At 41.3% G+C, this 9,772-nt stretch carries 11 protein-coding genes and 1 pseudogene; 10 read left to right on the top strand and 2 right to left on the bottom strand.

Annotation, left to right across the window (positions count from 1 at the left end):
* Positions 1 to 224: 224 nt before the first annotated feature.
* Both HK413_RS08985 and HK413_RS08980 read right to left on the bottom strand, forming a co-directional pair.
* Positions 225 to 809, bottom strand: coding sequence for a carboxymuconolactone decarboxylase family protein (locus HK413_RS08985; protein WP_175269947.1), 585 nt, complete (start codon positions 807 to 809; stop codon positions 225 to 227).
* A gap of 59 nt (positions 810 to 868) precedes the next feature.
* Positions 869 to 1,414, bottom strand: a complete 546-nt coding sequence (locus HK413_RS08980) for a peroxiredoxin (protein ID WP_175269946.1) — start codon at positions 1,412 to 1,414, stop codon at positions 869 to 871.
* Between the two features lie 379 nt (positions 1,415 to 1,793).
* Between HK413_RS08980 and HK413_RS08975 the strand changes: the two genes are divergently transcribed.
* The 10 genes and pseudogenes from HK413_RS08975 (at position 1,794) to HK413_RS08930 (ending at position 9,656) form a co-directional block, all read left to right on the top strand.
* Positions 1,794 to 2,801 carry a YncE family protein gene (locus HK413_RS08975; protein ID WP_175269945.1) on the top strand — a complete coding sequence of 336 codons (1,008 nt, stop codon included), beginning with the start codon at positions 1,794 to 1,796 and terminating at the stop codon, positions 2,799 to 2,801.
* A 45-nt stretch (positions 2,802 to 2,846) separates the two neighbouring features.
* A complete protein-coding gene (locus HK413_RS08970; RefSeq protein WP_175269944.1) occupies positions 2,847 to 3,539 on the top strand; it encodes a hypothetical protein in 693 nt (230 codons plus the stop codon).
* A 112-nt stretch (positions 3,540 to 3,651) separates the two neighbouring features.
* A complete protein-coding gene (locus tag HK413_RS08965; protein WP_175269943.1) occupies positions 3,652 to 5,094 on the top strand; it encodes a PKD domain-containing protein in 1,443 nt (480 codons plus the stop codon).
* Complete coding sequence (locus HK413_RS08960; RefSeq protein WP_175269942.1) at positions 5,085 to 6,281, top strand: PKD domain-containing protein; 1,197 nt, start codon at positions 5,085 to 5,087, stop codon at positions 6,279 to 6,281. The genes HK413_RS08965 and HK413_RS08960 overlap by 10 nt, the downstream gene beginning before the upstream one ends.
* 26 nt (positions 6,282 to 6,307) lie before the next feature.
* Positions 6,308 to 6,472, top strand: a complete 165-nt coding sequence (locus HK413_RS22175; protein ID WP_394353153.1) for a T9SS type B sorting domain-containing protein — start codon at positions 6,308 to 6,310, stop codon at positions 6,470 to 6,472.
* Positions 6,473 to 6,660: 188 nt separating this feature from the next.
* Positions 6,661 to 7,587, top strand: a complete 927-nt coding sequence (locus HK413_RS08950) for a sensor histidine kinase (protein ID WP_175269941.1) — start codon at positions 6,661 to 6,663, stop codon at positions 7,585 to 7,587.
* Between the two features lie 226 nt (positions 7,588 to 7,813).
* Positions 7,814 to 8,377, top strand: a complete 564-nt coding sequence (locus HK413_RS08945; RefSeq protein ID WP_217452190.1) for a LytR/AlgR family response regulator transcription factor — start codon at positions 7,814 to 7,816, stop codon at positions 8,375 to 8,377.
* 536 nt (positions 8,378 to 8,913) lie between these two features.
* Positions 8,914 to 9,033, top strand: a complete 120-nt coding sequence (locus tag HK413_RS19780; protein WP_175269940.1) for an SDR family NAD(P)-dependent oxidoreductase — start codon at positions 8,914 to 8,916, stop codon at positions 9,031 to 9,033.
* Between the two features lie 11 nt (positions 9,034 to 9,044).
* Positions 9,045 to 9,413 (top strand): annotated as a pseudogene (locus HK413_RS08935) (SDR family NAD(P)-dependent oxidoreductase); the annotation flags it as partial.
* Between the two features lie 96 nt (positions 9,414 to 9,509).
* Positions 9,510 to 9,656 (top strand): hypothetical protein, encoded by a 147-nt coding sequence (locus tag HK413_RS08930; protein WP_175269939.1) that lies wholly within the window; start codon positions 9,510 to 9,512, stop codon positions 9,654 to 9,656.
* Positions 9,657 to 9,772 lie beyond the last annotated feature (116 nt).

Genomic DNA, 9,772 nt, shown 5'->3' with positions numbered 1-9,772 from the left:
TTAACGCCCATGAAGATTCTTTAATAAAGCTTGGTACCAGCGAAGAGCGTATTTGATGTTATCCGCATAGCGTCGTTGGTAACTGCAACTGGAAAAATTATTTTAATTACTGTTTTTTTCGATATTTATATTAAATTTAATAAACCGGACTATTACTACGCTTTATATATGGGTAATTACCCAGTTTATTAAAATTTAATATAAATATCGAAAAAAAACAGTAATTAAAATATAATTTTTCCAGTTGCAGTTACCAACGACGCTATGCGGATAGCATCAAATATACGCTCTTCGCTGGTACCAAGCTTTATTAAAGAATCTTCATGGGCGTTAACGCACATTTCACACCCATTTACTGCAGATATAGTTAAGCTCATCAATTCAAAAAACTCCTTGCCGGTTACCGGCTTCATCATTATTTGCATACGGATGCGCGCCGGTATCTGGGTGTACTTTTCCTTCTGCGTAAAATGCCTGAACCGGTAAAATATATTGTTTGATGCCAGTAATGATGCGCAAGCTGCAGCCTCTGCAATATCTTCATTTGTGGCGCCTTGTTCTGCAGCATATTTGGTATAGTAATTAGTAAGCGGCAGGTTATTGTTATTAACAGCTACACTTAAACCCAATAGGGCGCATTCTTTAGTGCTTAACTGGTCTGAAGTTAGTGTACTGGTAAAGTTTAATTTCAAATCGCGTAAATAGCGCGATTCGCCTTGTTCCAACAAAGTAAGGCTGGCGGTGCGGTATGAAGTGTCAACGCCAATGCTTTGTAATAATTCGTTTATTGTTTCTGTGCTTTCGCTCATGATTTAATGTAATTTACAGTCAATAAAAAAATCCCCGTTTTATAGGGGATTTTAAGGTCTTAAACAGTTAATGTTTCCTGGCCCTTTTCCCAGTTGCATGGGCAAAGCTCATCGGTTTGTAAACCATCTAATACACGTAATACTTCCTTAACGTTACGGCCAACGCTTAAATCGTTAACACATACCCAACGTACAATGCCGGTAGGGTCAATAATAAAAGTTGCACGATAAGCGATTTTTTCGTTAGGCTCTAATATGCCCAATTCCTCGGCTAATGATTTTGAAGTATCAGCTAACATCGGGAATTTCAAATCGCGCAGATCATCATGATGAGTTCTCCGTGCAGCGTGTACAAATTCAGAGTCAGTTGATGCACCAATTAAACGGGTCTCGCGGTCGCGGAACTCGCCATAGTTTTTGTTAAATTCGGCAATTTCAGTAGGGCAAACAAAGGTAAAATCCTTTGGCCACCAAAACATTACGGTCCAAACATTATCATCATTAACCAAATAATCAGAGGTTAATGTTTCAAATTCTTTTCCTTTTTCTAAACTTACTACGGCTGTTTTAGAGAAAGCCGGGAATTTTTGTCCTATGGTAATCATATATAATTATGTGTGTTTTATTTTTATGCAAATATACGGATTTCAAGTCGTGTATATTATTGGAATTTTAAATGCCTTATAGTTTTTGTCTATGAAGTTATAATTTAATATAGTATTTGCAAATATGGCAATGTAATGCCTTTGTTGAAACTGTAAATTGATCACTCAAAAAATACCTCTTGCTATTTTAAAGGCGACTTCCTATCTTAACGCAACCAATATTCCTAAAAATAAGCATGTTATGAAAATTAGTACCCGGGCTGCCGTTGCGCTTGTTTGTTGCACTGTTATTTCTTTAGCCGTATCGTGGAGACCAGTTCCCCCTATTGCCCGTCCGGCAAAAGCAGCTTCTGCTTTAATGAACGGGCGATACTTATTTGTGGCCGCCCCCGGCATCCGCGATTATTTGGGTTACGGCGGCCATGGGTTAATGGTATTTGATATTGATCATGGCCATAAGTTTGTAAAACGTATCGCGTTAAACGGGTTGCATCCTAAAAATGGCTTGCCATCAAACGTTAAAGGTATAGGCGTAAGCCTGCCGCTGCATAGTGTTTATGTAACCACGCTTGAAGCACTACAGCGTATTGATATTGTAACCGGTAAGCTTATTTGGGAAAAGCCTATCCCCGGCGGATGTGACCGCCTGTCAGTTTCTCCGGATGGTAAAACCATGTACCTGCCATCATTAGAGAGCCATTACTGGAACGTTATCGACTGCGAGAACGGCAATATTATAAAACGACTGGATGGGTTTAACGCATCGCATAATACTATCTACGCCTTATCAGGCAAACATGCTTACCCGGCCGATATTAAAAATACCATAGTAAAAATTGCCGATACCAAAACCAACGAAGTTACTGCCCGTGTTGGCCCGTTTATAAATTTTGTACGGCCCTTTACAATCAACAGAAAAGAAACCCGCATTTTTGTTAACTGTAATGATTTGCTGGGCTTTGAAGTGGGCGACATCACAACCGGGAAGAAAGTAGCACATAAGGAAGTAGAGGGTTGGACAACGGGCCCGGTTAGGCGGCACTCCTGCCCCAGCCATGGTATAGGTTTAACTCCCGATGAAAAGGAGATTTGGCTATGCGATGGATTTAATATGCGGATGCATATTTTCAGCGCTGTAGAGCCTTATCAACAGCTGACCACTATACCTTTACAGGATATGCCCGGCTGGATAACTTTTACAATTGATGGTAAATACGCGTATCCATCAAGCGGAGAGGTTATTGACGTTAAAACCCGCAAAATTGTAACCATACTTAAAGATGAGAATTACAATAACGTTGCCAGCGAAAAAGTATTAGAAATTGACTTTAAAGATGGTAAACCCGTTAGAGCTGGTGATCAATTTGGGGTAGGTCGGGCGATGTAGCAGAACATCTGTAACCTAAATTCAAGTATAGTAGTCTGAGTTTCCATGAAACTTAAACTATCCTTTGGTTATATAATTGCCTTTTTATTGCTGACACTGGCAATGCTTGAACTGCATGAAACTGTACATATCATCACCGGCCGCATCATCTGTGGCGATTGGGGCAGCAGGGACTTTAATGTTTGGAATTTATGTAAGGATTGCAACGAACATTATCCAAACTCGTGGCTGGCTACGTTAACCGGCCCGTTTTTTTCATTTATAATGATGTGGGTGGGAATGGGGTTGTTATACGCTATCAATGACAATTATAAAGCCGCTGGTTTTGCATTGGTATTTGCCAATATTCCTTTCGGCCGCATAAGCCAGGTTATGATGGGCAGCGGCGATGAAATGATAGTTACCAAGGCACTGCTTAAAGATAGTTTAACCCATAATCAACTGATTTTAACTGGTTCTTGTATCCTATTGTTATTAGGGGTGCCGCCTATCGTCAAAGCATATCTAACGCTTAAAAACAAAATGGCGTGGTTGTACTTATTGGGATTTTTAACCTTGCCGTTGGTGTTTATACTAACATATGTGCTTACTGCTTTAAATGGCTTACTAAACAAAGGTTTTTTAGCCAACGCATGGATAATGGGTACACCCCTATTAATTACATTGCATACATTTATCGCCCCGGTTTTACTGGCCTGTTTTTATAAAAATTTATTACCCGCAGCCAGGAATAAATAGCGTGATAAACGCCTTATTTTCATTCATCTATACAAAGCCCATTTTCGGCGATACATTTTTTGACCTGCGGGCAACTTTAACTACATTTGAATAGTAGGTTTTGCCCGGGACTATGTATATAGCGAGTATAGTAAACTTTATAAAGAAATACAGCTTAGTTCTGGTTATAGTATTGCTTGCGGCTTTACCTGCCGTAAGCTATGCACAGCTTTGTAGCGGCAGCTTAGGCGACCCGGTTGTAAAAATTGATTTTGGTGCAGGCAGTTCAGTACATGCACCGGCTTTACCTGCGGGTACTACCAGCTATACTAATAGTGCCAGTGATTTCCCTACCGATGGTTCATATACTATTGAAAATACTACTGCCGGCTCTGGTAACGTTTGGTGGAGCACTAAAGACCATACGGGCAATACCGGTGGCTATATGATGGTGGTAAATGCCAGCTCATTAAAAACAGATTATTTTTACAAAACCACGGTTACGGGCTTATGTTCAGGTACTACTTTTGAGTTTGCGGCATGGGCCGCAAATTTGATAAGAACTACGGACGTTAGTCCACCAGACCTCACCTTTACTATATTTAAAACGGATGGTGTTTCTGTACTCGCAACATTTAACACCGGTGCTATTCCGGTAACGCCGGGTGGGTTAATCTGGAAACAATATGGAACAAGTTTTAAAATGCCGATAGGAGAGTCGGATGTTATCGTACAAATAACCAATAACTCACCCGGCGGCATACCAGGCAACGATTTGGTTTTAGACGATATTACTTTTCGTCCATGTGGCCCTAACGTTAGCTCTAATTTTGTTGTTGGCACCCAGTCAACGGCTTCGGTACAGGCCTGTACCGGTAACACCCAAAGTTACACTTTAAATTCAACTGTTGTAAACAACACTTATGTTAATCCATCTTATCAATGGCAGGTAAATACAGGCTCGTCCTGGGGCAAATATTGCCGGCGCCAATACAACCACTTTTACAGTAAATCAGCCGGCCGTTGCAGGCACTTATCAATATCGCATGGTAACTGCCGAAGCAAATATTGGTTCGGCGTCCTGCCGGTATCGTCTAATATACTAACACTTACGGTGGGTAACACACCCGTTGCAGCATTTATAGCCACTAATAGCGATGCGAATTGCCTGCTTAAAACGGTCGATTTCAAAGATAAATCAACCCCAAATGGCACACCCATAACCAGCTGGAAATGGGATTTTGGAGACGGGGAAAACAGCGTAGATGCCAACCCGTCTCATACGTATGCAACTCCGTGCGTTTACCCTGTAAAACTTACAGTGGCAAATAGCACAGGGTGTGCGTCGAGCTTTCAGCAAACAGTAAACGTAACGTCAAAAGTAGTTGCAGATTTTGATGTGACTGTATCGTTATGCCCTAATTCGCCGGTTACTTTTACAGATAAATCCACAAGTACCAACCCTATAGTACAATGGCATTGGAGTTTTGATGATGGGACGCCCGCCCTAATCTTAACAAGTGGTGCCCCCTTTACGCATACCTTTGCCACTACCGGAGATCACCAGTGTCTTTAGAAGTAACAACATCTACAAGTTGTGTAAGCGATATATTCTCAAAAACAGTTACAGCGACAGCTGCTAAGTTTAGCATTTGCCCGGGGGAGGTTACCCAGTTTACTGATGAAACTATAAAGCCGGGCACCCCGGGTTTTACTTTTAGCTGGAATTTTGGAGATGGGGCAGCAACGGCAGCTAACCCCAATACTTCATCACTTCAAAATCCAACTCATACATATGTTAATCCCGGTAACTATACGGCAACTTTAACAGTGTCGTCACAAAACGGATGTCCGCCAAGTATACAGCAAAAAACATTTACAGCAACCGCAGCACCTGTAGCTAATTTTGAAATAGAAAATAAAGCCAGCCTTTGCGGTAGCGATAGTGTAACTTTTATTGATAAAACAGCCGTTAGCAGTAATATAAAAAGATTGGTGTGGTTTTACGACGTTGATAATCATCCAACAGATAGCGTGGTAATTACTCAGGCTAAAATGCGCAGCGATAAAAAATATCATTATTTTTATGAGCCAAATAACAGCGCAACACCACAAATTTATCATGCGCTTTTAATAGCACGTATTGGCGGCCCCTGTCCTGATCCGACATTTAAACAGGACGTAGTTATTAACCCCGCACCTGTGGCTGTTTTATCAGTAAACGGTACCGCGCTGGTAAGCCCTTATATTCTATGCCAGGATGCCGGGCCAATAATTATTAAAACATCGGCCAATGTACCGGGCAAACCAACATTTACCGGAGAGGGCATAACTACTGATGGGGCATTTGACCCGAAAGTTTCAGGTACCGGCACATTTACTATTAATTATTTGTACACTGCAGATAATACCGGCTGCACGTATACCACAACTTTTAAAATCACGGTTAGCGCTTTACCGGTAATAACGCTGGCCACAACCGCCACTGCCTTAGAAGGCCAGCAAACAACTTTAAACCCCGGCGTAAGCGGCAGTAATTTAAAATATTTGTGGTCGCCTGTTGCAGGTATTAGCGACCCTACCGCCCTTAATCCATTTTTTAGCCCGGGGATTGATACAAAATATACACTTACGGTAACCACATCCAATGGTTGTTCGGCGTCGGCAGAGGTAGCAATAACGGTTTTAAAAACTCCCGTTGTGCCTAATACATTTACCCCTAATAACGATGGTATAAACGACACCGGAACATTAAATATTTAGATGCTTACCCTACAGCCATTGTAGAGGTGTTTAATAGGAATGGGTCGAAAGTATTTAGCTCGAATAATTATACCGTACCATGGAATGGCAAGTTTAATGGCGCCGTATTACCCTTTGGTGTGTATTATTATATTATAGATACTAAAAGCGGGCGCAAGCCTATAACGGGTAGTTTAACAATTATAAAATGAGGCGTGTAATCAATATATTTATAAGGAATAATTTTTTGGCAGATGTATCGCTCTAAGCTAACCGGTTTTTTTATACATGCAGCCGGCTGGCTAATGTTCCCGGGTTTCCCGCTGCTGTTTATGAACCGCACGCAGGATAGCATTGGCAGCACCTATTTCGTTATATTATCGCCTTATTACTGGCTATTTTGCCTTACCTATATTTTTATGTTTTACCTGAACGCCCGGTACCGGTACCACAATTTGTATTCAGGAAAAAGTATTTCATATATGGTGTGATCGTGCTGTTGCTATCTGGATTGGTTTATTATTTGCAGCCGTTTGATAACCTGTTGCGCCATAATTTGCGCGAAAGCCCAAAATCCAAAAACATTGGTTTGCCAAATGCGGAAACTATAGGCCCCAATACCAAAAGCCTGCCCTTTGGGCCACTACCCCACCAGGATATGCGGATGCAGGACCCCAAGCCCAAGCCGTCAAGCGGTATTGTAATTATACATCAGGCCGGTAATATTGATATGGTGGGCCTGTTTATATTTATTGTAATTATAGGGCTGAGCATTGCCGTAAGCACGGTGCAAAAATGGCAGCTTACAGAGCAACGCATGGTAAAAGCTGAAGCCGAAAAGGCAACCGCCGAACTGTCCTTTTTAAAAGCGCAGATAAACCCGCACTTTTTATTCAATACGCTAAATAATATCTACGCCTTATCTGTTACCGGCAGCGAGCATACATCGGCAAGTATTATGAAACTATCAAACATTATGCGATATGTTACTGATGAGGTAGAAGAAAACGAGGTATCATTACAACATGAATGGGACTGTATTCATGATTATATCGATCTGCAACGCCTGCGCTTAGGTAAGAAAACAAAGCTAAATTTTGAACTCGCTGGCACTATAGGCTATCAACGTATTGCGCCCCTGATCTTAATGACTTTTATTGAAAATGTTTTCAAGTATGGCATAAGCAAACACGAAGCTACACAGATCACTATCAAGTTAACCGTTGAGCCAAACAAACTAATATTTTTTAGCCAGAATAGCATAGTCGAGAATAATTCGAAAGCGAACCGTACAGGTATCGGCATAAAAATACCCGGCAACGGTTAAATCATATTTACCCCGGCAAACACCGGTTGGATATCAATACAGAAAACAACCTGTTTACCGTACATTTAGAAATAGACTGTTAAACCCCTATTATGCAATTAAAATGTGTCGCTATTGACGATGAGCCCCTTGCGCTGGAAATCATCAAAAATACATCTCGCAGTTCCCTGCTTTACAGCTAACTCATACGTTTGAAGACGCGGTATCCGGCGCCGAGTTTTTGAAGATGAACAAGATAGACCTGCTATTCATCGACATTAATATGCCTGATATTTCCGGCGTCGACTTGGTGCGTGCATTGGGAGATAATAAACCAATGGTGATATTTACTACGGCTTACAAAAACTTTGCTTACGAGGGTTTTGAGCTGCAGGCTCTGGATTACCTGCTAAAACCCATAGATCAAAAACGCTTTGCCGCCGCGATTGAAAGAGCCATCGAGTACCACGAATATAAATCCGGCGATAGTAATGCTGAGGACGAAGCGATATATGTACACTCCGAATATCGCACCATAAAAATAAACCTTAAGGAGATAGAATACCCGGAAAGCATGCAGGACTATGTTAAGATATACCTCTCAGGAAATTCAAAACCTATACTTACCCTGCAAACGCTTAAGTCGCTTTTAGAAAAACTGCCCGAAAAGCAATTTGTTCGTATCCACCGTAGTTATGCCATTTCGTTAAAACAGGTTAAGTCGATACATAACCGTAAAGTGCAATTGCATTCTATCGAACTGCCTGTTGGCACCAGTTATATCGATACCATTAAGGGCTGGTCGGCATAAACCAGGCCTTTTTGATTCACACCGGTGTCTTGGTCATTGATGGTAGTAAAATCAGTTGTTTTTCAGGCATCGGGGCCTATTCCGGTAGTAATTTTAGGCGTTTTTCAAGCATCAGGACTTATACCGGTAGTAATTTTGACCATTTATCGGGTATCAAGCCTTATGCCGGTAGTAAGTATTTTCCATAAGTAGCTGATAAACAAGTATTTGTTAACTAATCAAAGAACTTTAGGGCGATTTTTTGAGAAAATAAAATCTGTAATGTATGTTGTAGCGATAGCCGCGAGAAGAAGGATGGAATTATAACAATATACGAAAAAATAAGGAATTGTTTGGTGACAGAGTTGGTTATATAATGAGGTTTATATGGTGGTAAGCCTTAGCGCGCATGGCTTGCCCCACTCAATTAAACCCATATATACCCCTATTTTAACCCACACAACATTCTTCAACAAAAAATCACCTCAATTACACCGCATTATTTATATTTGGAAGCACTTTAACGCTCAGGCATTTAATTTATTCAACAACAGCAAATGAAAAAAGTAATTTTGGTAACAGGGGCTTCATCGGGCATTGGCTTGGCCAGCGCCACCGCATTACATGAAGCCGGACACACCGTTTATGGCACTACCCGTAACCTTGCAAAAAGGTAAACGTACCCTTCAATTTAATTGAACTGGACGTAACCGACGATGCATCGGCAAAGGCTGCTGTTGATAAAATTGTAAAAGCCGAAGGCCGGATTGATGTATTGGTAAACAACGCCGGTAACGGTATTGCCGGCCCTGCTTATGCCATGCCGGTTGATAAAGCCAAGCAACAGTTTGAGGTTAACTTCTTTGGCGTAGTACGTATGTGCAGCACCGTTATCCCCGAAATGTTGAAGAACAACAGCGGCATTGTAGTTAACATAAGCAGCCTTGCTGGTTTATTTGGATTGCCTTATCAAAGTATGTACGTAGCATCAAAATACGCTGTTGAAGGCTATAGCGAAAGCATGCGTATGGAGTTAAAAAAACCGGCATCAAAATAACCACCATTAACCCGGGCGATTTTAAAACCGAGTTTACCGGCAGTCGCGAAAAATACCTTTTACAGTTGATAATGAAAACTGAAAGCTAATTACGATGTGGCCATAGCCAGCATTGAAAAAGACGAGAATGCAGGTGCCGACCCAATTGCGATTGGTAAGCAACTGGTTAAAATAGTTGGCAAATCAAATCCTGCCCATCAATACCGGTTGGCGCTATTGGCCAAACCATTGCGGTTACTTTAAAGAAAGTATTACCAGGCGGTGTTTTTGAAGGTTTGATGGCTGATCATTACGGGATAAAGTAGATTACAGAATAAACAGTATTTTTGTCATTGCGAGCGTAGCGTGGCAATCGCAAG

The organism is Mucilaginibacter humi (assembly GCF_013087555.1).
The sequence above is the reverse complement of the archived record's forward strand: the minus strand, read 5'-3'. Positions and strand labels throughout refer to the sequence as shown.